Origin of the sequence: Methylobacterium sp. E-046, assembly GCF_022829625.1 — a bacterium.
Lineage (GTDB): Bacteria > Pseudomonadota > Alphaproteobacteria > Rhizobiales > Beijerinckiaceae > Methylobacterium > Methylobacterium longum.
Genome location: NZ_JAKSYP010000072.1, coordinates 23,315 through 49,772 on the forward strand (window position 1 = coordinate 23,315; position 26,458 = coordinate 49,772).

23 protein-coding genes are annotated in these 26,458 nt (G+C 71.6%); 15 read left to right on the plus strand and 8 right to left on the minus strand.

Going from position 1 to position 26,458, the window contains the following annotated elements:
* Nucleotides 1-159 precede the first annotated feature (159 nt).
* The 8 genes from MKK82_RS04495 to MKK82_RS04530 all read right to left on the minus strand — a co-directional run bounded on the left by MKK82_RS04495 (nt 160) and on the right by MKK82_RS04530 (nt 9,121).
* Nucleotides 160-1,761, minus strand: coding sequence for a cytochrome c (locus MKK82_RS04495; protein ID WP_238286062.1), 1,602 nt, complete (start codon nt 1,759-1,761; stop codon nt 160-162).
* A 22-nt stretch (nt 1,762-1,783) separates the two neighbouring features.
* The gene (locus MKK82_RS04500; protein WP_238286063.1) at nt 1,784-2,155 is read right to left on the minus strand and encodes a hypothetical protein; all 372 of its coding nucleotides are present in this window, start codon (nt 2,153-2,155) and stop codon (nt 1,784-1,786) included.
* The gene (locus MKK82_RS04505) at nt 2,155-2,655 is read right to left on the minus strand and encodes a TspO/MBR family protein (RefSeq protein ID WP_238286064.1); all 501 of its coding nucleotides are present in this window, start codon (nt 2,653-2,655) and stop codon (nt 2,155-2,157) included. Before MKK82_RS04505 ends, MKK82_RS04500 begins: the two co-directional genes overlap by 1 nt.
* A complete protein-coding gene (locus MKK82_RS04510; protein ID WP_238286065.1) occupies nt 2,652-3,923 on the minus strand; it encodes a geranylgeranyl diphosphate reductase in 1,272 nt (423 codons plus the stop codon). The genes MKK82_RS04505 and MKK82_RS04510 overlap by 4 nt, the downstream gene beginning before the upstream one ends.
* 4 nt (nt 3,924-3,927) lie before the next feature.
* A complete protein-coding gene (locus tag MKK82_RS04515) occupies nt 3,928-5,259 on the minus strand; it encodes a BCD family MFS transporter (RefSeq protein ID WP_238286066.1) in 1,332 nt (443 codons plus the stop codon).
* Nucleotides 5,259-6,143, minus strand: coding sequence for a chlorophyll synthase ChlG (gene chlG / locus MKK82_RS04520; RefSeq protein WP_238286067.1), 885 nt, complete (start codon nt 6,141-6,143; stop codon nt 5,259-5,261). The genes MKK82_RS04515 and chlG overlap by 1 nt, the downstream gene beginning before the upstream one ends.
* Before the next feature lie 609 nt (nt 6,144-6,752).
* The gene (ppsR, locus tag MKK82_RS04525; RefSeq protein ID WP_238286068.1) at nt 6,753-8,198 is read right to left on the minus strand and encodes a transcriptional regulator PpsR; all 1,446 of its coding nucleotides are present in this window, start codon (nt 8,196-8,198) and stop codon (nt 6,753-6,755) included.
* A gap of 29 nt (nt 8,199-8,227) precedes the next feature.
* A complete protein-coding gene (locus MKK82_RS04530) occupies nt 8,228-9,121 on the minus strand; it encodes a B12-binding domain-containing protein (protein ID WP_238286069.1) in 894 nt (297 codons plus the stop codon).
* 316 nt (nt 9,122-9,437) lie between these two features.
* On the opposite strand from MKK82_RS04530, the gene bchF reads away from it, so the two are divergent.
* The 15 genes from bchF (at nt 9,438) to bchI (ending at nt 26,357) form a co-directional block, all read left to right on the plus strand.
* Entirely contained in the window at nt 9,438-9,944 is a 507-nt protein-coding gene (gene bchF / locus MKK82_RS04535) for a 2-vinyl bacteriochlorophyllide hydratase (protein ID WP_238286070.1), read from the plus strand.
* Nucleotides 9,941-11,215 (plus strand): ferredoxin:protochlorophyllide reductase (ATP-dependent) subunit N, encoded by a 1,275-nt coding sequence (locus MKK82_RS04540; protein ID WP_238286071.1) that lies wholly within the window; start codon nt 9,941-9,943, stop codon nt 11,213-11,215. Before bchF ends, MKK82_RS04540 begins: the two co-directional genes overlap by 4 nt.
* 4 nt (nt 11,216-11,219) lie before the next feature.
* A complete protein-coding gene (gene bchB, locus MKK82_RS04545) occupies nt 11,220-12,818 on the plus strand; it encodes a ferredoxin:protochlorophyllide reductase (ATP-dependent) subunit B (protein ID WP_238286072.1) in 1,599 nt (532 codons plus the stop codon).
* The gene (locus MKK82_RS04550) at nt 12,793-16,497 is read left to right on the plus strand and encodes a magnesium chelatase subunit H (protein ID WP_238286073.1); all 3,705 of its coding nucleotides are present in this window, start codon (nt 12,793-12,795) and stop codon (nt 16,495-16,497) included. Before bchB ends, MKK82_RS04550 begins: the two co-directional genes overlap by 26 nt.
* Nucleotides 16,494-17,387, plus strand: a complete 894-nt coding sequence (gene bchL / locus MKK82_RS04555) for a ferredoxin:protochlorophyllide reductase (ATP-dependent) iron-sulfur ATP-binding protein (RefSeq protein WP_238286074.1) — start codon at nt 16,494-16,496, stop codon at nt 17,385-17,387. Before MKK82_RS04550 ends, bchL begins: the two co-directional genes overlap by 4 nt.
* 16 nt (nt 17,388-17,403) lie before the next feature.
* Nucleotides 17,404-18,162, plus strand: a complete 759-nt coding sequence (gene bchM / locus MKK82_RS04560) for a magnesium protoporphyrin IX methyltransferase (RefSeq protein WP_238286075.1) — start codon at nt 17,404-17,406, stop codon at nt 18,160-18,162.
* The gene (locus MKK82_RS04565; RefSeq protein ID WP_238286076.1) at nt 18,159-19,589 is read left to right on the plus strand and encodes a BCD family MFS transporter; all 1,431 of its coding nucleotides are present in this window, start codon (nt 18,159-18,161) and stop codon (nt 19,587-19,589) included. Before bchM ends, MKK82_RS04565 begins: the two co-directional genes overlap by 4 nt.
* An 18-nt stretch (nt 19,590-19,607) precedes the next feature.
* Complete coding sequence (gene puhA / locus MKK82_RS04570) at nt 19,608-20,387, plus strand: photosynthetic reaction center subunit H (protein WP_238286077.1); 780 nt, start codon at nt 19,608-19,610, stop codon at nt 20,385-20,387.
* The gene (gene puhB / locus MKK82_RS04575; protein ID WP_238286078.1) at nt 20,384-21,034 is read left to right on the plus strand and encodes a photosynthetic complex putative assembly protein PuhB; all 651 of its coding nucleotides are present in this window, start codon (nt 20,384-20,386) and stop codon (nt 21,032-21,034) included. The genes puhA and puhB overlap by 4 nt, the downstream gene beginning before the upstream one ends.
* 13 nt (nt 21,035-21,047) lie before the next feature.
* Nucleotides 21,048-21,563, plus strand: a complete 516-nt coding sequence (puhC, locus tag MKK82_RS04580; protein WP_238286079.1) for a photosynthetic complex assembly protein PuhC — start codon at nt 21,048-21,050, stop codon at nt 21,561-21,563.
* Nucleotides 21,563-21,859, plus strand: a complete 297-nt coding sequence (locus MKK82_RS04585; protein WP_238286080.1) for a hypothetical protein — start codon at nt 21,563-21,565, stop codon at nt 21,857-21,859. Before puhC ends, MKK82_RS04585 begins: the two co-directional genes overlap by 1 nt.
* Complete coding sequence (gene acsF / locus MKK82_RS04590) at nt 21,856-22,959, plus strand: magnesium-protoporphyrin IX monomethyl ester (oxidative) cyclase (protein ID WP_238286081.1); 1,104 nt, start codon at nt 21,856-21,858, stop codon at nt 22,957-22,959. Before MKK82_RS04585 ends, acsF begins: the two co-directional genes overlap by 4 nt.
* A gap of 1 nt (nt 22,960) precedes the next feature.
* Complete coding sequence (gene puhE / locus MKK82_RS04595) at nt 22,961-23,755, plus strand: putative photosynthetic complex assembly protein PuhE (RefSeq protein WP_238286082.1); 795 nt, start codon at nt 22,961-22,963, stop codon at nt 23,753-23,755.
* 200 nt (nt 23,756-23,955) lie between these two features.
* Entirely contained in the window at nt 23,956-25,173 is a 1,218-nt protein-coding gene (gene hemA, locus MKK82_RS04600; RefSeq protein ID WP_238286083.1) for a 5-aminolevulinate synthase, read from the plus strand.
* A gap of 173 nt (nt 25,174-25,346) precedes the next feature.
* A complete protein-coding gene (bchI, locus tag MKK82_RS04605) occupies nt 25,347-26,357 on the plus strand; it encodes a magnesium chelatase ATPase subunit I (RefSeq protein WP_238286084.1) in 1,011 nt (336 codons plus the stop codon).
* The last annotated feature ends 101 nt before the right edge of the window (nt 26,358-26,458 follow it).

The following is a 26,458-nucleotide window of genomic DNA, read 5'->3' on the forward strand; positions in this document are numbered from 1 at the left end:
CAAGGCGCGGCCATGTCCGTTCCCGCCGCTCCGCGATGAACCGGATTTCGGGCCGGCACTCAGGACCGGAGCTTCGGGCGAGAATTTGGGGCGAGAACTCCTTGTACCTCGTCCCGGGGCGCCGCGGCGGCGTTCCGGGACGAGGGGGCGCCCGCCGCCTCAGTTCTTACCGGTCGGCGGCGTGGTCGCGGAGGGCACGTTCACCGCCTGCTTCTCGGGATTCTTCACTTGGCTGTAGGCGACGTTGGCGAAGGTGCCGATCACGGCCGGCCAGCTCGGCTTGCCGTATTGCGGGTCGTCGCGGCCGACCTTGCAGAAGGCCGTGGTCAGGGCGTTGACCACGTCGTCGTCCGTGGCGCCCGTCGAGGCCCCCTTGATCTGCGGCACCAGCCGGACCAGCGTCGGCACGAAGTCCTGCTGCTTCAGACCTTTGAGCATCTCCTGCACGCCGATCTTGTCGAAGGCCGCCTTGAGCTTGTCCTGCTCGATCTCCGCGCAGGGGGCGGTGCCGGCCAGCATGGTCTGGGTCGCGGCGCGCGCCTCCGACGCCTTCTCGCCCGTCACCACCGGCGCCTTGTTGCCCCAGGAGTTGCGGATGTAGTCGGTGACGTTCTTCACCTCGACGTCGGTCATCTGCTGGCCGATCGCCACCATCGGGGCGAGGCCGCTCTGGGCGGCCAGCCCGCCGTAGATCACCCGCAGCACCGTCTCGGGCCCCTCGGACTGGACGGAGGTGTTCCCGGCCAGCGCGGGCACCGCGCCCTCGATGCCCTTGCCGTCGGGCTGGTGGCAGGAGGAGCAGTAGGTCAGGTAGGTCGAGGCGCCCGGGGCGTCGGGCGTGTCGAAGGCCGCGAGATCCTTGGGCTTGTAGGTCTGCTTGGCCGGCACGGTGCGGAGATACGCCACCATGGCCTTCAGGTCCTCCTCCTTCACCTTGGAGAGGGATTCCATGATGGTCTGGCGCATCGGGCCGGCGGCGACGCCCGGCCGGTCGCCCGGGGCGGTGCCGGTCTTGAGGTAGGTCACCACCTGCTCGTCGGTCCAGGCGCCGATGCCCTGGTGGCCGTCCGGGGTGATGTTGGGGGCGTACCAGCCGTCGATCACGCCGCCGCCGAAGCGGCCCGCGAAGCTCGAATTGCCGACCAGCTTGTTCTCGTTGTGGCACATGGCGCAGTGGCCGAGCCCCTCCACGAGGTAGCCGCCGCGGTTCACCTCGGCGCTGGCGTTCGGGTCGGGCTTGAAGCGCGCCTCGGTGAAGAACGCGGTCCGCCACGTCACCAGGGCGGTGCGGACGTTGAACGGGAACGGGATCTGGCTCTCCTGGCGCTTCTCGCTCACCGCCGGGATCGACTGCAGGTAGGCCCAGATCGCCTTCGTGTCCTCGTCGCTGACCTTGGTGTACCAGCCGAACGGGAAGGCCGGATACAGGTAGCCGACATGCTTGCTGTAGCCGCCCCGGAAGGACTTCTCGAAGTCAGCATACGCGTAGTCGCCGAGCCCGGTCTCCTTGTCGGGGGTGAGGTTGGGGGTCATGATCACGCCGAAGGGCATGTTCAGCGCGTAGTTGCCGGCGAGGTACTTGCCGCCCGGCGCGGTGTGGCAGGCGGCGCAGTCGCCCATGGTCACGAGGTACTTGCCCCGCTCAACCGGATCGGTGCCGTCCTGCGCGTGGACCGGGCCGGCCAGGAGGAGGCCCGCCAGGAGCGGGGCCGAGGCCCAGCCGGATGCGGGGAGGTTCGTGCGTTGCCTCGGGCGCTGCATGGCCACGTCTCCCCTGCGAAAATTAAAGTCGTTTGAAAGTGGTGACGCGCGTGAACGCGTCCGTTCCCGGCGTTGTTCCTGGTCCCGGCGCCCTGCGGCGATGCGCCATGGCGCTGCGGATCCGCAGGCCGAGATCGGCGAGGTGGGCGACGAGCCCGGCGAGCATCCAGGCGGCGACCGCGCTCCAGGGGGCGCCGACCAGGGCGGCGCGCAGGGCCAGCATCAGGGCGGCCCCGGAGGCGAGGTTGGCCAGCAAGGCCGGCCGGGACAGCCCGGCCAACGGGGCCGCGCGCCGGCACAGCCAGACCAGCAGCAGCGCCTCCAGGGCCACCAGCACCAGGATGGCGTCGACGATCCGGCCGGACGCGAACCCGGCGGCGAGCGGGCCGTCCATCAGGCGGCCCGGAACGGTGGGTTGAGGCGCACGATCCGCAGGTTGAGGCAGGCGGCGACGCTGACCCAGGCGAGATAGGGCAGGTTCATCAGCCCGGCGGCGAGGCCGACCCGGCCGGTGACCAGGACCAGCACGGCGATGGACAGCCACAGGGCGACGACCTCGGCCAGCGCCCAGTCGGGCCGGCGGAACCGGAAGAACAGCACGCTCCAGGCGATGTTGAGCACCCCGTTCACCGCGTAGGCGGCGAGCAGCACGCCCCGGGCGGCGGGGTCGGGATCGCCGTTCCAGGCCAGCACCCCGGCGGTGGTGGTGAGCAGGAAGATGACGGTCCAGACCGGCCCGAACGCCCAGTCCGGCGGCTTCCAGGCCGGGACCCGCAAGGCCCGGTACCAGGCATCCGTGTTGGTCGCGAGGCCGCCGGCCACGGCCACCACGAGGGCGGCCACCGCGGCCACCGCGGCCGGTCCCCAGCCGGCCTCCGCGGCGAAGGGATTCACGGGGAGACCCAGCGGAACAGGTGGGCGAGGTCCTTGAAGAAGATCCGGGCGTGGGCGGCGGGCTTCGCGCGGACCAGCTCCTTGTTCATGTAGCTGTCCCAGGTGAGCTGCTGCACGTCCTTGTCCCGGCAGATCGAGACGAAGCGCTCGCGCAGGCCGTCGCTGCGGTACCAGACCCACTGCATCATCCCGAGGATCCAGAACACGCGGCCGTGCAGCTTCATGAAGCGCCTGCGCGCCAGGGCCAGGGCGCGGGCCTCGCCGGTCTCCAGGAAGGCGGCGGCGGCCTCGGCCGAGAGCCGGCCGCCCAGCATCGCGTAGTAGATCCCCTCGCCGGAGGCCGGCGCGACGACGCCGGCCGCGTCGCCCGCCAGCAGCACGTCCCGGCCGTTGTCCCAGCGCTTCAGGGGCTTGAGGGGCAGCGGCGCGCCCTCGCGGCGCAGCGTCTCGGCCCGATCGAGGCCGGTCGACGCGCGCAGGGTGCGGATCGAGGAGCGCAGCGAGAAGCCCTTCTTGGCGCTGCCGGTGCCGATGCTCAGCGTGTCCCCGTGCGGGAAGATCCAGGAATAGAAGTCCGGCGAGTGGCGGCCCTGGTAGTAGACGTCGCAGCGGGCCGCATCGACCGCCGCCGCCCCGGGAGCGCCGGCCTCCGGCACCCGCAGGATCTCGTGATAGGCGAAGACCTGCCGCATCTTGGCGTGGCCCGGCACCTCGGCCCGCCCGACCGGCGAGCACGCCCCGTCGGCCCCGATGACGAGGCGCGCCCGGACGGCGTGGCGGGCGAGCGATTCCCCCGCCCCCGTGGCGAAGTGGACCAGCGCCGGCCCGTCGTCCGGCCGGGTGATCCTCTCGTAGGCGGCCTCGCGCAGGTCGGCGCCGGCCTCCTGAGCCCGGGCCCGCAGCCACGGGTCGAACTGCTCGCGGTCGACCATGCCGACGAAGCCCTCGCCCACCGGCATGTCGACGGTCTTGCCGCTCGGCGCCACCATCCGGGCGGACCGGATCTTGGCGACCATTAGGGAATCGGGGATCGCGAAATCGCGGATCAGGCGGGGCGGGATCGCGCCGCCGCAGGGCTTGATCCGACCGGGCTTGTCGAGGAGCAGCACCGCGTGGCCGGCCCGGGCGAGGTCGGTGGCCGCGGTGGCCCCGGCCGGGCCGCCGCCGACCACCACGACGTCGTAGAGCGGCTCACGCCCCCCGCGGGGGCCACCCGCCTCCGCGGAGGGGAGGGGGGAACCGCGTCCGCCAACATCCAACCGAGCCATGGGATCACCGTGCGCTGAAGGCAGGATCGAGCGACACCGGGGCCGGTGCCGGAGCGGGTTCGAGCCGCGCCGCCAGGACGACCGCGGCGAGGAACAGCACGCCTTCGGCGGCGAACACCGCCGCGTAGGCCTGGACGGGTTCGGCGGTGACGAGCCGGACGGCATCCACCGCCACCGCGCCCAGGAAGCCGCCGGCCCCGAAGGCGACGCCCTGCGCGGCGCCCCACACGCCCATGCGGGTGCCGCGCTCGCGCGCGTCGCCGCGTCCGGCCAGCGCCATCATCGAACCGATGGCGGCGACCGCATAGGCGCCGTTGGCGACCCCGAGGGCGAAGACCGTCGCGCGCAGGGGAAATTCCGCACCGGCCGCCGCGCCGCTCGCCAGGGTGAAGAGGGCGGCCGCCGAGCCGGCGCAGCCGATCCCGATCCACAGCCGCAGGGAGGCCAGGGGGGTGCCGCGGGCGGCGAGCGTCACCCCGGCCACCAGCAGCATCCCGGCGAGCACGCCGCCGTGCTGGAGGCCGGCGAGCTTCGTGGTGGCGCCGGGGCTCATCGCGAAGACGAGGCCGGCATAGGGTTCCAGGATCAGCTCCTGGGCGCTGTAGGCCAGCATCGAGACGAAGACGAAGACCGTGAAGGTCCGGGCCACGGGATCGGCCAGCACCTGGGCCAGCACGGCGAAGAACGGCCGCCGCGCCTCGGCGGGCTCGGGGGCGCGGGCCGGCAGGCGGCCCTCGAAGCCGGCGACCGCGAGCGCCGCCACGCAGAAGGCGACGAGCGAGACCGTGCCGGAGACCGCCACGAGCCGCAGGCCGGAGAACGGGTCGAGGAAGTGCCCGGCGAGCGGCGCCGTGACGGCGAAGCCGACGATCATCATCACCCAGACGATGGTGGCGGCCGCGCCGCGCCGGGCCGGCGCGACGCCGCCCGCCAGCAGGATGAGGAGCGAGGTCCCGGCCGCGCCGACGCCCATGCCGACGCACAGGAAGGAGAGGGCGGCCAGCGCCAGACCCAGGGCGAGGCTCTCGGCGGCCAGTGCGGTGCCGCAGGCCGCCCCGAACCCGCCGAGGCACAGGGCCGCCATGCCGCCGACGATCCAGGGGGTGCGCCGGCCGCTCCGGTCGGAGCCGTAGCCCCAGCGCGGGCGCAGCACCTGCACGGCGTAGTGCAGGGCGACCAGCAGGCCCGGCACGAAGGCGGGGAGCGCGAGCTCCACCACCATCACCCGGTTGAGGGTGGCGGTCATCAGCACGACGACGCTGCCGAGCGCCGTCTGGACGAGGCCGAGGCGGACGATCTGGGGCCAGCCGAGGCCTGCGCTCGGATCCGATGCCATCACGCCCCTCCCACCAGCGGCCGCAGGGCGAAGGCCGCGACCAGCATGCCGAGCACGTAGAGGGTGGTGCCGGTGCCGTTGTACCAGGCCGCCCGCTCCCGGGGGCTCTCGAGGAACCGGACCATCAGGGCCGCCTGCCCGGCGAGCAGGGCGGCCACGAGGCCGGCATGCCCGTACTGCTCCCAGCCGACGAGGAGCGCGATCACCGCGACCTGCGGCACGGCCATCACCAGGCAGGCGAAGCGGGCGGCCCGCTCGGTGCCCATCTGCACCGGCAGGGACAGCAGGCCCATGCGCCGGTCGCCCTCCACCGACTTGAAGTCGTTCAGCGTCATGATCCCGTGGGCGCCCGTCGCGTAGAGCAGCGCGACGACCAGCACCCGGCGGTCCGGCAGGGCGGCGGCCATCACGGCGGCGCCGGTGAACCAGGGCAGGCCCTCGTAGCAGAGCGCCACCGCGGCGTTGCCCCACCAGCCGTTCTTCTTCAGGCGCAGGGGCGGCGCGGAGTAGATCCAGGCCAGCGCCAGCCCGAACAGGGCGGCCCCGAGGATCCACGGCCCCAAGGCCGCGGCCACCACCAGGGACAGCAGCGTCCAGACCAGGGCGAGGTAGAGGCCCCAGCGGCCCGGGATGCGGCCCGAGGGAATCGGCCGGTTCGGCTCGTTGATCGCGTCGACGTGGCGGTCGAACCAGTCGTTGGCGGCCTGGCTGGTGGCGCAGACCAGCGGTCCGGCGAGCAGCACCCCGGCGGCGATGACCGGCCACTGGCCGTGCGCGGGCTGCCCCGACGAGATCACGCCGCAGGCGAACGCCCACATCGGCGCGAACCACGTGATCGGCTTCAGCAGTTCGAGGACTGCGCTCGGGGCGGGCGTGGCGGCCATACCGGGAGGCTACCGCCCCCCGCCCGAGTGTCAAGATAGATTTACACTGGCGCCTGGGCTGTGCGCCGCCTTTGTCGGGCGAATACAACCGCCGGACGAAAATACATTATGCGTCACGTGCGTCGAGCGCGCATGCGACGCCCGGTGCGGCGGGGGTTTTGTGCGCCGCCGAAGGGCGTTTCGCGCGTCCTGCGCGCCCATGATGCGGGTGCGGAGGCAGACCCCGGCGCATTGCCGCATCCTGCCCGATCCCGGCCTCTCCCGGGCGTGCGCCGGCTCCGCGGCGGGCGTGCGGCCCGGCCCGCGCTCGCCGGACCTCCCGCGCGGTCCCGTCCACCACGGACGCCGCGCCCTGCCGGCTCACGATCCACCCCGGAGCGGCGCGGACCGGCGATGCCATCCTGATCTGCTGGCCGAGACCGGATCCCGACCCGCCGGAGCGGTCGTCATGGGACGGAGCGAGCCGGCGCCCCCGTTCGTCCTGGCGGCGGGCACCGTGGCGCCCCACGATCCTCCCTGCGGCGGCCGCGACGTGCCGAGGCGGTCCTGGGAGCGTCGCGGAAACGGGAGGCGTCGCGCAGCCGGGACTGTCCCGGGCGGATCCGGGCCTCAGGCCTCCTCGGCCTGCCCGTCGAGGTCCCCGACACCGTAGCGGCGCATCTTCGCGTAGAGGCCCTGCCGGCTCAGGCCCAGCATCTCGGCCGCCGAGGCCCGGTTGTCCCGGGTGATACGAAGGGCCGCCTCGATGCAGAGCTTCTCGATCAGGTCGGTGGTCTCGCGCACCAGGGTCTTCATCGAGACCCGCCCGACCAGCTCGGCCATCTGCTCCACCGAGCGCGGAACCTCCCGCCCGACGCCGAACCGGCCCTCCGAGATCCGCCGCGGGGCGGGCCGGATGGCGAAGCCCAGGCAGGGGCGGGCGCCGGCCACCGACACGGCCGCGACCTCCACATCCTCAATGCCGCCGAAGGTGCCGCGGACGACGGTGGGGAAACGGCGCACGGCGCCGTGGTCGACGAGCGTCGCGAACAGGGCCTGCGCCTCGGTCTCGTCGCGGCCGAGCCATTGGTCGAGGCTGCGCCCCCGGGCCTGCCCCTCCGTGGCGAGTTGGGCCAGTTCCAGGAAGGCGGCGTTGGCGGTCAGGACGTGCCGCGCCGGGTCGGTGAGCACGAAACCCTCGGGCATCGCGTCGATCACCGCGCGGGTCGGCGCCTCCTGGTCGGGGGCCCCCTCCGCGGGAGCCGGATCGGCCACGAGCCGCATCAGGACGCTGGCGCCGCCCTCGCCGCGGAACAGCGACGCCGACACCGTCACCTCGCCGCGGCCGTGCGGCAGGACGGCCCGGATCTCGCCGGCCTGCCCGGTCGCCCGCAGGGCGGCGAACTGCGCCTCCAGGGACCGGGTGCTGACCGGATCGAACAGGTCGACGGCGTCCTGCCCGCCGATGCGCTTGGCGGAGCGCCCGAGCAGGCGCGCGGCCGCCGGGTTCGCCTCGACGACCCGGCGCGCGCCGGCGTCGACCACCAGGACCGGCTCGCCCGAGATCTGGAACAGCAGACGGTAGCGGGTCTCGGCGGCGCGCAGGCGGTCGTAGTCCCGCTCCAGGGCCTGCTGGGTCTCCAGCAGCCGGCGCTGCAGGGCGGCCACCGCCCGCATGTCGCGGCCGAGCACGAGGATCGGCCCGCCCTCGGCCGGCCGGATCGAGGCGTAGCGGATCGGCAGGTCGATGCCGCTGGGGGAGGGGTGGTTCACTTGGCGCCAGCGGGTGATGCCCTCGGGCCGCGCGTCGCGCAGGAGGGAATCGACCTTCGGCCGGCTCTCCACCGTCACGATGTCGACCCAGCGCCGCCCCAGCCACCCGGGGATGTTCTCCGCCTCCAGATCGGTGCCGATGGTCGCGTCGCGGATGACCCCGTCGGCATCGATCACCAGCGACAGGTCCGCGGAGGCCGCGACGATCCGCCCGACCGCCTCGCCGTCGAGGTGGCCGGCCACCTGCTGCAGCGCCTTGGGCGGCGGCTGCGGGGAGGGGCGGGGCTGGGGCGTCACGGTCACCGCAATGTGATGTTCGGGTTGCAACCCTTTCAGCAGGCCAATGCCTGTCTGTCCAGCAAAGCTTCCGCGGTGGCGGGTGCCAGGCACGCGTCCACCACGCAGGCATCCGCCCCGACGACCCCCGCCTCGCCGCCGTGGCGGGCGAAGTAGGGCCCCCCGACCAGCACGCGGAGGCCGGGATTGCGCGAGGCGCGCCGCACGTCCGTCACCGTCGCGGCCAGCGCCGGCAGCAGGACATCGGCGGAGAGCGACAGGCCGACCACGTCGAACCAGTCCGCGCCGAGGAGGGCCAGGGGATCGAGGTCGGGGCCCGGCACCGCCGTGGTCACGTCCCAGCCGGCCTCCCGGAAGAAGCTCGCAACGATCGACAGGCCGAACCGATGGGTCTCGCCGGGGCAGGGGAACAGCAGCACGCTGCGGCCGTTCGCCGGGACCGATTCGCTCTCCAGCTCGGCGCAGAGGCGGCGGCTCACCGACTGGAGGCGGCCGAGCGCCTCCGTGACGGCGAGGAAGTCGCAGGCATCCTCTTCCCAGAGGGATCCGAGGTGCCGCGCCGCGGGGGCGAGGAGGTCGAGGAGGAGGCGCGCGAGCGGCAGGCCGCCGTCCCGCAGGGCATCCACCTGGGCGTCGAGATCCACCGGCCCGGGGGCGAGCAGCAGGGCGCTGAACTCGGCGATCTCCCGCGGGCTTGGGCCGCGCTCGCGCTGCCCGCGGCGGCCCGCGGCGGGACGGTGGGCCAGCATCAGTCGGGGCAGGATCTCGCCCTCGACGACGCGGGCCAGCGCGTCCGGCAGCGGCCGGTACGGCTCGGCCCAGGCGAGGGCGGCATCGCGGAAGACGGAGCTCCCCTCATCGACGGGCCCGCAGCCGGCCGACGGTGGACCATATTCCAGGCGTTCGCCGAAATGCCTCCAGTCTCCCATCGGCATCCCTCCCTGATACGGCCCCGGCCCGGAAAGGACCAGCAGCTGCGTTCGCGAATCGGGTGCGGCGTTGCACGCCTGTCTATTCTTCGTCTTCGTTGGCCCCTGGTCCCGACCAGCCAAGTTGCCACAATGTCCGTCAGCGGCAGCGACGATACGCTTCCTGACGAACTTGGCAATGATCTTAGAGGAAGAAAAATATGGGCTCGTCTGTCAGTGAGCAAACGCGTCAAGCGCACTTGACACTTCTGGGACCCTCGACCTAGCCTCTGCCAACGACGGGGCCATCGGCGCCGGGCAAATTGGGGGCGGATGGATGGGTCCCGGGGACCGGCCGACACGACCGCTCTACACGCCCGCCGAGCGGCAACGGCGCGACGCGTCCCGCTGGACGCTCGTCCAGGGCGTGCTCGCACCCCTGCAGTTCGTGATCTTCCTAGCTAGCTTGATCCTGGTGCTGCGCGCCCTCGTCGAGGGGCAGGGTCAAGGTGCCGCCGAGATCTCGGTCGTCGTGAAGACGCTGGCGCTCTACGCGATCATGGTCACCGGCTCGATCTGGGAGAAGGACGTGTTCGGCCGCTGGCTGTTCGCTCCGGCCTTCTTCTGGGAGGACGTGGTCAGCATGCTGGTGCTGGCGCTCCACACGGCCTACCTCGCCGCCCTCGCCACGGGCGCCCTCGGCGGCCAAGCGCTGCTGCTCCTCGCGCTTGCGGCCTACGCCACCTACGTGGTCAACGCCGGTCAGTTCCTGTTGAAGCTGCGTGCCGCCCGCCTGGAGGGCGCCGAGGACCGTGTGACGCGTCTCGTGGAGGCGCTTCCATGAACGCCCCCCTGGTCCATCAGCCCGGTTGTGGCGGCATCGACCTGCACCAGGAGCAGGGTCAGCGGGCCGTGTTCTGCGGCCTCACCGGGATCGTCTGGCTGCATCGAAAGATCCAGGATGCGTTCTTTCTCGTGGTCGGCTCACGCACCTGCGCGCATCTGATCCAGTCCGCCGCCGGGGTGATGATCTTCGCCGAGCCGCGCTTCGCCACCGCGATCATTGACGAGCGCGACTTGGCCGGCATCGCCGACGCGAACGAGGAACTCGACCGGGTCGTGACCCGGCTGATCGAGCGGCGGCCGGACATCAAGCTCCTGTTCCTGGTGGGCTCCTGCCCGTCGGAGGTGATCAAGCTCGACCTGTCGCGGGCGGCGCAGCGGCTGTCGGGCCGTCTCGCCCCCGTGCGGGTCCTGAACTACTCCGGCTCCGGCATCGAGACGACGTTCACGCAGGGCGAGGATGCCTGCCTCGCCGCCCTGGTGCCGGACCTGCCCCGCGAGTCCGAGACGGCCGCGCCGTCGCTCCTGGTGGTCGGGGCGCTGGCCGACGTGGTGGAGGACCAGTTTCTCCGGATTTTCGCCGCGATGGGGATCGGCGACGTCCGATTCCTGCCCGCCCGCCGGGCCGGCACGATGCCGGCGGTCGGTCGCAACACGCGCTACCTCCTGGCCCAGCCGTTCCTGGCCGACACGGCCCGCGCCCTCGAAGAGCGCGGCGCCCGCCGGCTCCCCGCGCCGTTCCCGCTCGGCGCCGAGGGCACGACCGGATGGCTGCGGGCGGCGGCCGAGGCGTTCGGCGTCGCCGAGGCCGACTTCGACCGGGCGACGGCCCCGGGCCGCACCCGGGCCGAGACCGCCCTCGCCCCCCATCGGGAAACGCTCGGCGGCAAACGGGTGTTCTTCTTCCCCGATTCGCAGCTCGAAGTCCCGCTCGCCCGCTTCCTCTCTCGGGAACTCGGCGCGGACCTCGTGGAGGTCGGCACGCCCTACCTGCACCGGGCGCATCTCGCCGCCGAGATCGAGCTGCTGCCCCAGGGCACGCGGGTAACCGAGGGCCAGAGCCTCGACGACCAGATGGACCGCTGCCGGGCGGCGCGGCCGGACCTCACGGTCTGCGGCCTCGGCCTCGCCAACCCGCTGGAGGCGGAGGGCCTGTCGACCAAGTGGTCGATCGAGCTGCTGTTCACGCCCGTGCAGGGCTACGAGCAGGCCGGCGACCTCGCCGAGCTGTTCGTGCGCCCGCTCCGGCGCCGCGCCCTGCTGGAGGTGTAGCGCCATGCAGCTCACCCTCTGGACCTACGAGGGTCCGCCCCACATCGGCGCCATGCGCATCGCCACGGCGATGTCCGGGCTGCACTACGTGCTGCACGCGCCGCAGGGCGACACCTACGCGGACCTGCTGTTCACGATGATCGAGCGGCGGGACGCCCGCCCGCCCGTCACCTACACCACCTTCCGCGCCCAGGATCTCGGCCGCGACACGGCCGAGCTGTTCAAGACGGCGGTCGCCGACGCGCACGCCCGCTTCCAGCCCCAGGCGATGATCGTCGGCGCCTCCTGCACCGCCGAGCTGATCCAGGACGATCCGGGCGGTCTCGCCAAGGCCCTCGACCTGCCGATCCCGGTGATCCCGCTGGAGTTGCCCGCCTACCAGAAGAAGGAGAACTGGGGCGCCTCGGAGACCTTCTATCGCCTCGTCCGGGCGCTCGCCGGTCCGCCGGCCCCGCGTCCGGCGCGCGAGCCCGGTCGGCGCCCGCTCTGCAACATCCTCGGGCCGACGGCCTTGGGCTTCCGCCACCGGGACGACCTGATCGAGATCCGCCGCCTGCTCGATTCCCTCGGGATCGCCGTCAACATCGTCGCCCCGCTGGGGGCCTCGCCGGCCGATCTCGGCCGCCTCGGGGACGCCGACTTCAACGTCGTGCTCTACCCCGAGACGGCGCGATCGGCCGCGGACTACCTGAAGAAAAGCTTCGGGCAGCGGTACACGCAGACTCTGCCGATCGGCGTCGGCGGCACCCGCCGGTTCATCGAAGAGGTGGCGGAGATCGCCGGGATCGATCCGGCGCCCGTGCTCGACGGCCCGGGCTCGCGCCTGCCCTGGTACTCCCGCTCGGTCGATTCGACCTACCTGACGGGCAAGCGCGTCTTCGTGTTCGGGGACGCGACCCACGCCATCGGCCTAGCCCGGGTGGCGGCACGCGAACTCGGCTTCAAGCTGGTCGGCCTCGGCACCTACAGCCGTGAATTCGCCCGCGAGGTCCGCGCAGAGGCGGCCGAGCACGATCTCGAGGCGCTGATCACCGACGATTATCTCGACGTCGAGGCGGCGATCCGCGCGGCGGCGCCAGAGCTCGTGCTCGGCACCCAGATGGAACGCCACGTCGCCAAGCGACTCGGCATTCCCTGCGCGGTGATCTCGGCGCCAATCCATGTCCAGGACTTCCCGGCCCGCTACGCCCCGCAGATGGGCTTCGAGGGCGCCAACGTCCTGTTCGACACCCTGGTCCATCCCCTGATGATGGGCCTCGAAGAACACCTCCTCGGCATGTTCCGGGAGGACCCCGAATTTCACGACGGCGTCGGCCCCTCGCATCTCGGCGGCAAGTCCTTCGGGACTCAGGCGGACGAGGCGTCCGGGCCTGCGGAACCGGCGCCGGCCGACACCCCTCCGACGCCGGCGCCCGTTCCGATCCTGCTGGACAGGGCGGTGGCGACTGCGTGGTCGCCGGAAGCCGAGAAGGAACTGAGAAAGATCCCGTTCTTCGTGCGCGGCAAGGCCCGCACCAACACCGAGACCTTCGCCCGAGAGCGGCACCTGCCGCTCATCACCATCGAGACCCTCTACGATGCCAAAGCGCATTACGGCCGCTAGGCCGCCGATCCGCATCGTCATCGTCACGCTCGACAATCACTTGGCGAGCGCGGTGGAACGGGCGCGCCTGCGCCTCCGGTCCGAGATGCCCGGACTGCTGCTGGGCTTCCACGCGGCGGCCGAGTGGGAGACCGACCCGTCGACGCTGGAAGCCTGCCGGGCCGACATCGCGCAGGCCGACATCGTGCTCTCGGCCATGCTGTTCATGGACGAGCATGTCCGGGCGATCCTGCCGGCGCTCGCGGCCCGGCGCGAGGCCTGCGACGCGATGATCGGCTGCCTCTCGGCGAGCGACGTGGTGAAGACGACGCGGCTCGGCCGCTTCGACATGAGTGGCAACAAGCGCAGCGCCCTCGACTTCCTCAAGAAGCTGCGCGGCAAGCCCGGCCAGCAAGGCAATGCCGGCCGGCAGATGGCCCTGGTGCGCAAGCTGCCGAAGATCCTGCGCTTCATCCCGGGTTCGGCGCAGGACGTGCGTGCCTACTTCCTCACCCTGCAATACTGGCTGGCGGGCTCCGACGAGAACGTCGCCGCCCTGGTGCGCTTCCTCGTGCACCGCTACGCGGCGGGCGCGCGGGCGGCGTGGCGCGACGGGCCGGCGCCCCCCGCGCCCCTCGACTACCCCGAGACCGGTCTCTACCACCCGCGCCTGCCCGGCCGGATCGGCGCCGACCCGTCCCGGCTGCCGCGCCTCCCCGGCGCGAAGGGCCGTGTCGGACTCTTGGTGATGCGCAGCTACGTGCTCGCCGGCAACACCGCCCATTACGACGGCGTCATCGCGGCCCTGGAGGCGAAGGGCCTCGACGTGGTGCCGGCCTTCGCCAGCGGCCTCGACAACCGCCCGGCGGTGGAGTCCTTCTTCATGCTGGACGGGCGCGCCTGCATCGACGCCCTCGTGTCCCTCACCGGCTTCTCCCTGGTCGGCGGCCCCGCCTACAACGATGCCGCTTCCGCCGAAGCGATGCTGGCCCGGCTCGACGTGCCCTACCTCGCCGCCCAGGCGCTGGAGTTCCAGACCCTTGAGCAGTGGGAGGCGGGCGAGCGCGGCCTGTCGCCGGTGGAGGCCACCATGATGGTCGCCATCCCCGAACTCGACGGCGCCACCGCCCCGATGGTGTTCGGCGGCCGCTCCGCCGCATCGGGCAGCGACAATTCCCGCGACATGCGGGTCCATCCCGAGCGGGCCATGCGTCTCGCCGAGCGGGTCACGCAACTCGTGTCCCTGCGCCGGACCGCGAAGGCCCAGCGCCGGCTCGCCGTGGTGCTGTTCAACTTCCCGCCGAATGCCGGCGCCACCGGCACGGCAGCGTTCCTGTCGGTCTACGCCTCGCTCCTCAACACGCTGAAGGGCTTGGCGGCGGACGGCTACGCCGTGGAGGTGCCGGAGAGCGTGGATGCCCTGCGCGCGGCGATCCTCGACGGCAATGCCAAGCGTTACGGCACCCAGGCCAACGTCCATGCCCGCATCCCGGCTGAGGATCACCTGCGGCGCGAGCCCTACCTCGCCGAGATCGAGACCCAGTGGGGTCCGGCACCGGGCCGCCACCAGACCAACGGCGCCGAGATCTTCGTGCTGGGCGCCCAGTTCGGCAACGTCTTCGTCGGGGTCCAGCCCGCCTTCGGCTACGAGGGCGACCCGATGCGGCTGCTGTTCGAGCGCGGCTTCGCGCCGACCCACGCCTTCTCGGCCTTCTACCGCTACCTGCGCGAAGATTTCTCCGCCGACGCCGTGCTGCATTTCGGCACCCACGGGGCGCTCGAATTCATGCCCGGCAAGCAGACCGGCCTGTCCGAAGCCTGCTGGCCGGAGCGGCTGATCGGGGCTCTGCCCAACGTCTACCTCTACGCGGCCAACAACCCGTCGGAGGGTACGCTCGCCAAGCGCCGCTCGGCCGCGACGCTCGTGAGCTACCTGACCCCGAGCCTCGCGGCCGCCGGGCTCTACCGCGGGCTGATCGACCTGAAGAGTTCGATGGAGCGCTGGCGCGGCCTCGACCTCGACGCTGGACCCGAGCGCGAGAGCCTCGCCCGGATGATTCAGGACCAGGGCGCGGCCCTCGATCTCGTCGCCGCCGAGCCCGTCTGGACCGGCGATCTCGGCGCCCGGGTCGGCGCCCTCTGGTCCGCCGTGCAGGAGTTGGAGCAGACCCTGATCCCGCACGGGCTGCACGTGGTCGGCGACGGCGTCCCGGCGGAGGAGCGGGTCGACCTCCTGCTCGCCCTGGCCGAAGCCTCGCACGGGCTGAAGCCGGACCGCGCCGGCCTCGACGCACTGGTCGCCGGAGCCGGCACCGAAGCGGCGTTCGCGGCCTCCGGACTGCCGGGCGATCCCGAGACCCGCGCCGCCTTCGCGAGCCTCGCCGAGACCGACCGGCTGCTCGCCCAAGACCACGAGGTCCCCGCGCTGTTGCGGGCGCTCGACGGCCGCTTCGTGCCGCCGGTGGCCGGCGGCGACCTGCTGCGCAATCCCGCTATCCTGCCGACCGGCCGCAACCTGCACGGGTTCGATCCCTATCGCCTACCCTCAGCCTTCGCGGTGGCGGACGGCGCCCGGCAGGTGGCCCGCATCCTCGAGCGCTTCGCCGCGGACGGAAAGCCCTGCCCGGAGAGCGTCGCCCTGGTCCTGTGGGGCACCGACAACCTCAAGAGCGAGGGCGGCCCGATCGCCCAGGCGCTCGCGCTGATCGGCGCAAGCCCCCGCTTCGACGGCTACGGCCGGCTCAGTGGCGCCGAGCTGATCCCGCTCGAAGCCCTCGGCCGCCCGCGCATCGACGCGGTGGTCACCCTCTCGGGCATTTTTCGCGATCTGCTACCCTTGCAGACAAAGCTTCTGGCTGAAGCGTCGTACCTCGCCGCCACCGCCGACGAGCCGCTGGAGCAGAACTTCGTCCGCAAGCACGCCCTGGCGATCCAGGTCGAGCAGGGCTGCGATCTGGAGACCGCGTCCCTGCGGGTCTTCTCCAACGCCGAGGGGGCCTACGGCGCCAACGTCAACCACTTGGTCGATTCCGGGAACTGGGACGATGACGCCGAGCTGTGCGAGACCTTCTCGCGCCGCAAGAGCTTCGCGTACGGCCGCACCGGCCGCCCGGCGCCGCAGCGCGCCCTGATGCAGGCGGTGCTCGCCTCCGTCGACATGGCCTACCAGAACCTCGACTCGGTCGAGGTCGGCGTCACCTCCGTCGACCACTACTTCGACGGCCTTGGCGGCATGGGCCGGGCGGTGGCCCGGGCCAAGGGCGAGTCGGTGCCGATCTACATCAGCGACCAGACCCGCGGGGAGGGGCGCGTCCGCTCCCTGGAGGAGCAGGTGGCGCTGGAGACGCGCACCCGGATGCTCAACCCGAAATGGTACGAGGGCCTGCTCGGCCACGGCTACGAGGGCGTGCGCCAGATCGAGACCCACCTGACCAACACGGTCGGCTGGTCGGCCACCGCCAACGCGGTCCAGCCCTGGATCTACGAGCGGATCACCGAGACCTACGTCCTCGACCCCGCCATGCGCGAGCGCATGGCGGCCCTCAACCCCACCGCCTCCGCCAAGGTCGCCCAAAGGCTGATCGAGGCCCACCGGCGCGGCTTCTGGACTCCCAACGCAGAGATGCGGGACGCCCTCGACCGGGCCGAGGAGGAGTTGGAGGATCGTCTCGAAGGCGTCACCACAGGAGTCGCCGCATGAACATCGCCATCCGCAATCCGGTCGTCGCCCGGAAGGAAGAAGGCAGCGTCCAGGTCGCCCTCGATCCGGACCTGAAGATCGAGACCGCCAAGGTCTTCGCAGTCTACGGCAAGGGCGGCATCGGCAAGTCGACGACCTCGTCGAACCTGTCGGTGGCCTTCTCGAAGCTCGGCAAGCGGGTGCTGCAGATCGGCTGCGATCCGAAGCACGACTCGACCTTCACGCTCACCAAGCGCCTCGCCCCGACGGTGATCGATGCCCTGGAGGCGGTGAACTTCCACTCGGAGGAGCTGCGCGTCGAGGATTTCGTGGTCGAGGGCTATAACGGCGTGATGTGCGTCGAGGCCGGCGGGCCGCCGGCCGGCACCGGCTGCGGCGGCTACGTGGTCGGCCAGACGGTGAAGCTCCTCAAGGAGCACCATCTCCTGGAGGACACCGACGTCGTGGTGTTCGACGTGCTGGGCGACGTGGTCTGCGGCGGCTTCGCCTCGCCGCTCCAGCACGCCGACCAGGCGCTGATCGTCACCGCCAACGATTTCGACTCGATCTTCGCCATGAACCGGATCGTGGCGGCGATCCACGCCAAGTCGAAGAACTACCCGGTGCGCCTGGGGGGCGTCATCGCCAACCGCTCCGCCAAGACCGACGAGATCGACCGGTTCAACGACGCAGTCGGCCTGAAGCGGCTGGCCCACTTCCCCGACCTCGACGTGGTCCGCCGCTCGCGGCTCAAGAAGTCGACCCTGTTCGAGATGGACTCGTCCCCGGAACTCGACGCCGTGACCGCCGAGTACATGCGGCTCGCCGAGACGCTCTGGTCGGGCGCCGCGCCCTGCGAGGCGGTCCCGATGAAGGACCGCGACCTGTTCGAGTTCCTCGGTTTCGATTGAGTTTGGGGTGCGACCGATGGCCAGCGCCAGCTACGACGCCCGCCGGGGCGAATTGACCACCTACTTCGACCGCACCGCGGTCGAGGCGTGGTCGCGTCTGACCTCGGACGCCCCGGTGAGCCGGATCCGCGCCACGGTGCGGGCCGGGCGCGACGCCATGCGGGCGACGCTGCTCTCCTGGCTGCCGGCCGACATGACCGGCCTGCGTCTGCTCGATGCCGGCTGCGGCACCGGCGCGCTCAGCGTCGAGGCGGCGCGGCGCGGCGCCGAGGTGGTCGCCATCGACGTCTCGCCGACCCTGATCGACCTCGCACGGGAGCGGCTTCCGGCGATCCCGGGCGCCGGCCGGATCGATTTCCGCGTCGGCGACATGCTCGATCCGGCGCTCGGCCGCTTCGACTACGTGGTGGCGATGGATTCACTGATCCACTACCGCGCCGCCGACATCGCCCGGGCGCTGGCGGCGCTGGGCGCGCGCACGGACGGATCGGTGCTGTTCACGGTGGCGCCGCGCACCACGCTGCTGACGGTGATGCATGCGGCCGGGAAGTTCTTCCCGCGCGGGGACCGGTCGCCGGCGATCGTGCCCGTGACGGAGAGGGGGCTGCGGCGGCGGATTTCATCCGAGCGGGCGCTCGACGGCTTCGCCTGGTCGCAGAGCCATCGGATCAACAGCGGGTTCTACCTGTCGAACGCGGTGGCGCTGACGCGCGCCCTCTCCCCGCCGTCTCCGAGGAAGAACGGCAGCCCGTCGGTGCCGGGGGTGCGATCATGATCGCTGCGTCCCAGAAACTGACCCGCGCCCTGATGCGCCTCGGCCCGGCGATCCTGCCCTTCGCGGACGCCGCCACCGTCGAGCTGCCCCTCGGGCGTCTCCTGCGCCTCGCCCTGTTCCAAGTCACGGTCGGCATGGCCGCGGTTCTGCTGATCGGCACCCTGAACCGGGTGATGATCGTCGAGCTGGGTGTACCGGCCTGGATCGTCGCCGTGATGCTGGCGCTGCCGCTGATCTTCGCACCGTTGCGGGCGCTGGTCGGCTTCCGCTCGGACACGCATCGCTCGGTGCTGGGCTGGCGGCGGGTGCCCTACATCTGGTTCGGCACGCTGCTGCAGTTCGGCGGCCTGGCGATCATGCCCTTCGCCCTGCTGATCCTGTCGGGCGACACGACCGGGCCGCTCTGGGTGGGCGACCTCGCGGCGGCGCTCGCCTTCCTGCTGGTCGGGGCCGGCCTGCACACCACCCAGACCGTCGGGCTGGCGCTCGCCACGGACCTCGCTCCCGCGCATGCGCGACCCAAGGTCGTGGCGCTGCTCTGCGCGGCCCTGCTGTTCGGCATGATGGCCAGCGCCGTGGTGTTCGGGCTGTGCCTCGCGCATTTCTCGCCCGTGCGGCTGATCCAGGTGATCCAGGGCGCAGCGCTCGTGACAATCGTCCTGAACGGCGTCGCCCTGTGGAAGCAGGAGCCACGCGATTCTAACCGGACCCAGGCGGCGCAGCCGCGCGACTTCGGTGCATCCTGGCGCGCCTATGCGGGAGAGGGCACCGCCCGCCGCCGTCTCGTGGCGATCGGCCTCGGCACCGCGGGGTTCTCGATGCAGGACATCCTGCTGGAGCCCTATGGCGGCCAGATCCTGCATCTGTCGGTGGCGGCCACCACGGCCCTCACCGCGCTCCTCGCCGCCGGCGGCGGCCTCGGGCTGCTGATCGCGGCGCGGTGGCTCGGGCGCGGCGGCGACCCGTTCCGGGTCTCGGCGGTCGGAGTGGGTATCGGCATCCTGGCGTTCTCGGCCGTCGTCTTCGCCGCGCCACTGGCCTCGGCGGACCTGTTCGCCGCGGGCGTCAGCCTGATCGGGCTCGGCGGCGGCCTGTTCGCCCACGGCACGCTCACCGCCTCGATGAACCGGGCCGGCCCTGAGGATACCGGTCTGGCGCTCGGCGCCTGGGGCGCCGTGCAGGCGACCGCGGCCGGCCTGTCGATCGCGGCCAGCGGCCTCGTGCGCGACGTCGGCGGCGCCATCGCCCAGTCGGGGGTGCTCGGCGAGGGCATGAACGAGCCCGCCATCGGCTACCTCATCGTCTACCACATCGAGATCGCCCTGCTGTTCGCCGCGCTCCTGGCGCTCGGGCCGCTGGTGCGTGAGGACGCGCGTGCAGAGGTTCGAGACCGGCTCGGCGGCAATCTTGCCGGCCGGACGGCCTAAGAGACGGGGAGGTCAGCCATGCCAACCGGCGCACTTACAGGTTACGTCGACGTCGCCCAGGTCGTGCTCTACGCGTTCTTCCTGTTCTTCGCCGGCTTGGTCTTCTGGCTGCGCCGCGAGGATCGGCGCGAGGGCTACCCTCTGGAGAACGAGACGGTCGGGCGCCGCAAGGCGGACGATCCGGTGCTGATTCCCCGGTCCAAGGCCTTCCACCTGCCCGGTGGCGAGACGACCTACGCGCCGCAGGCGGTGCACGGCCGCAACGACATCGAGACCGGCATTCCCGCCCGCAAGGTCGAGCCCTGGCCGGGCGCTCCCTACGAGCGCACCGACACGTCGCTCCAGGCCGGCGTCGGTCCCGGCTCGTGGGTGCTGCGGCACGATGTGCACGACCGGACCTGGGACAACGAGATCCGCATCGTGCCCCTGCGGGTCGCGAAGAACTTCGTCATCCACGAGGATGGGCCGAACCCGATCGGCATGACCGTGTTCGGCACCGACAACGCGGTGGCCGGTGTCGTCAGCGACGTCTGGGTCGATCGGGGAGAATCGCTGATCCGCTACTACGAGGTCGAGCTGCCCACGGGGGGCCGCCGCCTGATGCCGACGACGTTCTGCCGGGCCGGCGGCTTCACCAAGACCGTCAAGACCGAGGCGCTGCTCGCCGCCCAGTTCGCCGACATCCCGTCGATCCGCGACCCGGACAGCGTCACCTTCCTGGAGGAGGAGCGGATCGTGTCTTACTTCGGCGCCGGCACGCTCTACGCCACGCCGGCCCGCGCGGAGCCCCTGATATGAGCGGCGACTTCCTTCCCGAAGGCACCCCGCGGGGGCTGCCCGGTCCGCTGCCGGCGGGCGAGCGCATCCTGTGGCAGGGGTCGCCGACCACCGCGGGGCTGCTGGTGCGGGTGTTCCACGCCCGATTGGTGATTGCGTGGTTCGCCGTGTGCGCGCTGGCGTTCGGGCTCGCCGCGGGCGCGCCCGCGGCGGCGCTGAAGGTCGTGGCGCCGACCCTGGCGGTCGGCGCGGCCGGGCTCGCGCTGCTCTGGCTGCTCGCGTGGCTGACCCATCGCACGACGCTCTACACGGTCACGAACCGCCGGATCGTGCTGCAAGCCGGCATCGCCCTGCCGGTGACCCACAACCTGCCCTTCGCACAGATCGACACGGCGTCCCTGCGCGCCTTCACGGACGGGAGCGGCGACTTGCCTCTGCGGTTGCGGCCGGGGCTGCGCATCGCCTACCTTCAACTGTGGCCGCACGCCCGGCCCTGGCGCCTTGCCCGGACCGAGCCCATGATGCGGTCCGTGCCGGATGCCGACGCGGTGGCGGCGCTGCTGGCGCGGGCGCTGGCGGTGCATGCCGACGGCGCCGCGCCGCAGGTCCGGGTGGCCCAGTTGGGCCGCGCCAACGAGAATCCCGGCCGCCTCGTCGCGGCCGAGTAGGGGGAGAGACGAGATGGGCGAGCGGGCGGAAGGCGCCGGTTTGGCCTCGGCACAGGCCGTCAGGACTCGGGCCGCCACGGGACCGGCGCCGGCGCTGCTGATGATCGGCGCGGGAGCACTGATGGGCTTCAGCATGCTGGCGGTCCTGATCGGCCGTAGCGAGGATGTCGGCCTCGTCGCCCTGCCGGCCGCCAAGGCTGTGGCGCGCCTCGAATTTCGCGCCGAGGATCAGGTCGACGGCTCGATCGCCCTGCGCAACGCCGCCGACCGGCAGATCGTCGCCTGGATCCGCCCCGGTGAGGACGGGTTCCTGCGCGGGACCCTGCGCGGCCTCGCTCAGGCCCGCCAGCGCGGGGGCCTCGGGCCAGAGCAGCCCTTCAGCCTGACCCGATTCGATGACGGCCGCCTCGCGCTGGCCGACGAGGCCACTGGCCGGCAGGTGCCCCTCGAGGCCTTCGGGTCGACGAATGCCGGGGCCTTCGCCCGGCTGCTGCCCGATCCCGGGGCCCCCGTCACGGAGACGCACTGATGGGCCTGTTCGGCAGCCGCACCGTCACCGTGCCCTGCACGGTGGAGATCGAGCAGACCCCCGAGAGCCTGCACGCGCACGTGACCCTAGATGCCGGCTTCGAGATTGAGCCCGGCGACGCGGTCCAGGTCCACGACGCGCCGACCTCGGTACCCTACGGCGAGCGCCTGAGTGTGCGCCGCACCGCCACCGTCACCCGGGCCGGTCCGCTGGAGCGGGCCTGGACCAAGCTCATCGCCCATCTCGAACTGACCGAGCTCTACGAGGTCAGTTTTTCCGAGAGGAGGAAGCTGTGAACGCTCCTGTCCCCCCGCCCTCCGGCCAGCCCGTCCCTCAAGGCCCGCCGCCCAAGAGCCCGATCAACGAATCGACCCGCTCGGCGCAGGAGACGACGTTCCTGAGCCCGCGCTTCTACACGACGGATTTCGACGAGCTTGACCGCACCGACGTCGAGCCGGTGCGCCGCGACTGGGACGTGCTCATCGCCGAATTGCGCGCCGACCCGAACAAGCGCCACTTCACACGCAACGAGGAATTCGATTGCGACCTCTCGCGGATGGAGCCGGAGCTGCGGAAGGAATTCCTGGACTTCCTGGTCTCGTCGATCACCGCTGAGTTCTCGGGCTGCGTCCTCTACGCCGAGATGCGCAAGCGTGCGAAGAACAAGGACATCAAGGAGCTGTTCGGCTTCATGAGCCGCGACGAGGCGCGCCACGCCGGCTTTATCAACGACACGCTGAAGGATTTCGGCATCGGCGTTGACTTAGGATTCTTGACGAAATCCAAGAAATACACGTTTTTCCGGCCGAAGTTCATTTTCTACGCGACTTACCTGTCGGAAAAGATCGGCTACGCCCGCTACATCACCATCTTTCGTGAGCTGGAGCGGCATCCGGAGCGGCGCATCCACCCGATCTTCAAGTGGTTCGAGCTGTGGTGCAACGACGAGTTTCGCCACGGCGAGGCCTTCGCGCTGCTGATGCGCGCCAACCCGAAGCTGACGAGCGGCGTGAACCGCTACTGGATCCGGTTCTTCCTGCTGGCGGTCTTCGCCACGATGTACGTGCGCGACCATCACCGCCCGGCTTTCCACAAAGCCTTGGGCGTCGATCCCAGCGATTACGACTTCAAGGTCTTCCGGATCACCTCCGAGATCTCCCGGCAGACCTTTCCGCTGGAACTCGACCTCGACAACCCGAAGTTCAAGGCGGGGCTCGATCGGCTGCTCGCCTGCTCGCGGGCGATCACCGACGCGAAGGCGCGGGGCGGCCCCGTCGGCAAGGTCCTGCAGGGCGTCCACGCCGCACGGGCCGCCGTGACCTTCGCCCGGCTCTATTGCCTGCCCGTCAAGGCCAACGCCCTGCCGGCCGACATCCGCCTCCAGCCGGTCTGGTAGCATGGGGACCTACGCCGCCCCGGTCCTGTATGCGGTTCTGCTCTGGTGGTTCTCCACGGGGCTGATCCTGCTGCTCGACCACGCCCCTCGGCGGACCCATCCGTGGAGCATGGCGGCGGCGACGCTGCTTCTCGCCGGCGCCCTGGTGGCGATCCGCGCCAGTGCTGCGGATACGAGCGCCACGGGGGCCTACACGGCGTTCACGGCGGCCCTCGCGGTCTGGGGCTGGCAGGAGATGAGCTACTACATGGGCTTCCTGTCGGGCCCGCGGCCGGCCGCCTGCGCGCCCGGTGTGCGGGGTTTCGACCGGTTCCTGGCGGCGCTCGCCACCAGCCTCTGGCACGAATTCGCCATCGTGATCGGCGGCGTCGCGATCCTGGCGCTGGTCTGGGGCAGCCCGAACCGCTTCGCCCTGTGGACCTACGGGACCCTGGTGGTGATGAACCTCTCGGCGAGGCTCAACCTGTTCCTGGGCGTGCGCAACCTGCACGCTGAGTTCCTGCCGGACCATCTCGGATACCTCGCCTGCTACCTGTCCCGGAAGCCGATGAACCTGCTGTTCCCGGTCTCGGTAAGCCTCGGGACCATCGCGGCGGCGCTCCTCGGGCGGGCTGCCCTGGGGCCGGACCTGCTGGAGCACGAGTTGATCGGCTTCACGGTCCTGGCGACGCTCACGGCGCTCGCCACCCTGGAGCACTGGTTCCTGATGCTGCCGCTGCCCTCGGCGGAACTGTGGCGCTGGAGCCTGCCCGCGCGGGCATCCACGGAGACGGCCAGACCGCCGGATCACGTGTAGGTCCGCGTCTCCCGGTATCCGGCCTTCGGCTTCCGGGACGGCGCGGACACGAAGACAGGGAGCGTCGTTCCGGCCGTCGGGATGACGCCCTCGGGGATCACAGTCGGGCGACGCACGTCCACCAATCTGGAACTGGTCTTGTGCGAAGTCCGGTGTCACAGGCGGGATCAACCCGCAGGGTTTGTTCGGGGAGAGGCGACATGGACTACGAGACCTTCTTCGAAGCCGAGATCGCCGGTCTCCACCGGGAGGGGCGCTACCGGGTCTTCACCGACCTCGAGCGCCATGCCGGGAACTTCCCGCACGCGACGCACCACCACGCCAGCGGCACGCGCCCGGTCACGGTCTGGTGCTCGAACGATTATCTCGGCATGGGCCAGCACCCGGCCGTGACCGGAGCGATGCACGAGGCGATCGACCGCTGCGGCGCGGGCGCCGGCGGCACCCGCAACATCTCCGGCACCAACCACTACCACGTGCTGCTGGAGCAGGAACTCGCCGACCTTCACGGCAAGGAGGCGGCCCTCCTGTTCACCTCCGGCTACGTGTCGAACTGGGCGGCGCTCGGGACCCTGGCGTCGCGCCTGCCGAACTGCGCGGTCTTCTCGGATTCCGAGAACCATGCGTCGATGATCGAAGGGATCCGGTTCTCCCGCGCCGAGCGCCACATCTTCCGCCACAACGACCCGGAGGATCTGAACCGCAAGCTCGGCCTGATCGATCCGTCGCGGCCGAAGCTCGTGGCATTCGAATCCGTGTACTCGATGGACGGCGACATCGCGCCGATCGCCGAGATCTGCGACGTGGCCGAGGCCCACGGGGCGCTGACCTACCTGGACGAGGTCCACGCGGTCGGCCTCTACGGGGCGCGGGGCGGCGGCATCTCGGAGCGGGACGGGGTCGCCCACCGGCTCGACGTGATCGAGGGCACCCTCGGCAAGGCGTTCGCCGTCCACGGCGGCTACATCACGGCCTCCGAGAAGCTCTGCGACTTCGTGCGCAGCTTCGCCTCGGGCTTCATCTTCACCACCTCGCTGCCGCCCGCCGTGGCGGCGGGCGCGGCGGCGAGCATCCGCCACCTGAAGACGAGCGGCTCCGAGCGCGCCCGGCATCAGGAGCGCGTGGCGAAGGTCCGACAGGCGCTGGAGGCCGCCGACATCCCGACCATGCCCAACGACAGCCACATCGTGCCGGTGATGGTCTGCGATCCCGTGCTCTGCAAGGCGATCTCCGACACCCTGCTCGACGAGTTCGGCATCTACGTGCAGCCGATCAACTACCCGACTGTGGCCCGCGGCACCGAGCGCCTGCGCATCACCCCGTCGCCGCTGCACACGGATGCAGATATCGGCCGTCTGGTCGAGGCGCTGACCACGATCTGGGGCCGGATCGGGCTTCGGCAGAAGGCGGCGGAGTAGGGGTTTCCTTCTCCCACCCGCACCCTCATCCTGAGGTCTCCGCGTCAGCGGGCCTCGAAGGAGGGCTCCCGCCAGCGGCGCGCGCCGGAGGCCTCCTTCGAGGCCTCCGCTGTGCTGCGGCACCTCAGGAGGAGGGGCTGGGTCGGATGCCCCCCGCAGCATCGAGTCTTCGCGTGCCCACCTTCCCCTTCTCCGCGATCGTCGGCCAGGACGAGATGCGCCAGGCGCTGCTGATCGCAGCGGTGGACCCCGTCGTCGGCGGCGTGCTGGTCTTCGGCGATCGCGGCACCGGCAAGTCGACGGCGATCCGGGCGCTCGCCGCCCTGCTGCCGCCGATGCGGGCGGTGGCCGGCTGCCCGTACAGCTGCGATCCCGGCAGCCCGGCCGAGGCCTGCCCGCACTGCGCTTCGGGCGGCCCGCGCAGGAGCCACAAGACACCGGTGCCGGTGGTGGACCTGCCGCTCGGCGCCACCGAGGATCGGGTGGTCGGCACCCTCGACCTGGAACGGGCGCTGGGTGCCGGCGTGAAGGCCTTCGAGCCGGGCCTGCTGGCCCGGGCCAACCGCGGGTTCCTGTACATCGACGAGGTGAACCTGCTGGAGGACCACCTCGTCGACCTGCTGCTCGACGTGGCGGCCTCCGGCGTCAACACCGTCGAGCGCGAGGGCCTGTCCCTGCGCCATCCGGCGCGGTTCGTCCTGGTCGGCTCCGGCAACCCGGAGGAGGGGGAGTTGCGCCCGCAGCTCCTCGACCGGTTCGGCCTCGCCTGCGAGGTCGTGACCCCGAGGGACATCCCGACCCGCATCGCGGTGGTGCGCGCCCGCGACGCCTACGAGCGCGACCCGGCCGCCTTCTGCGCCGCGCAGGAGGGCGAGGAGAAGAAGATCCGGAAGCGGATCCTCCTGGCGCGGGAGCGCCTGCCGGAGGTGCGCGTTCCGGACGCCGCCCTGGAGCGGGCGGCGCGGCTCTGCCTTGCCCTCGGCACCGACGGATTGCGCGGCGAGCTCACCCTGATGCGCACCGCCCGGGCGCTGGCTGCCCTCGACGGCGCCGACGCGGTCACGGACGAACATATCCGCCGCATCGCACCGGCCTCCCTGCGCCATCGCCTGCGGCGGAACCCGCTGGACGAATCCGGCTCCACCGCCCGGGTGGAGCGGGCGCTCGCGGAGGTCTTCGCTTGACGGGCGCGCCGCGCCCCGCGGCGCGGGCGGGCTGGCAGGATGGGGCGCTGTATCGTGATGAGTTCCCCGCGACCTGCTCCGGCGGCCCGGCTTTCCACGGC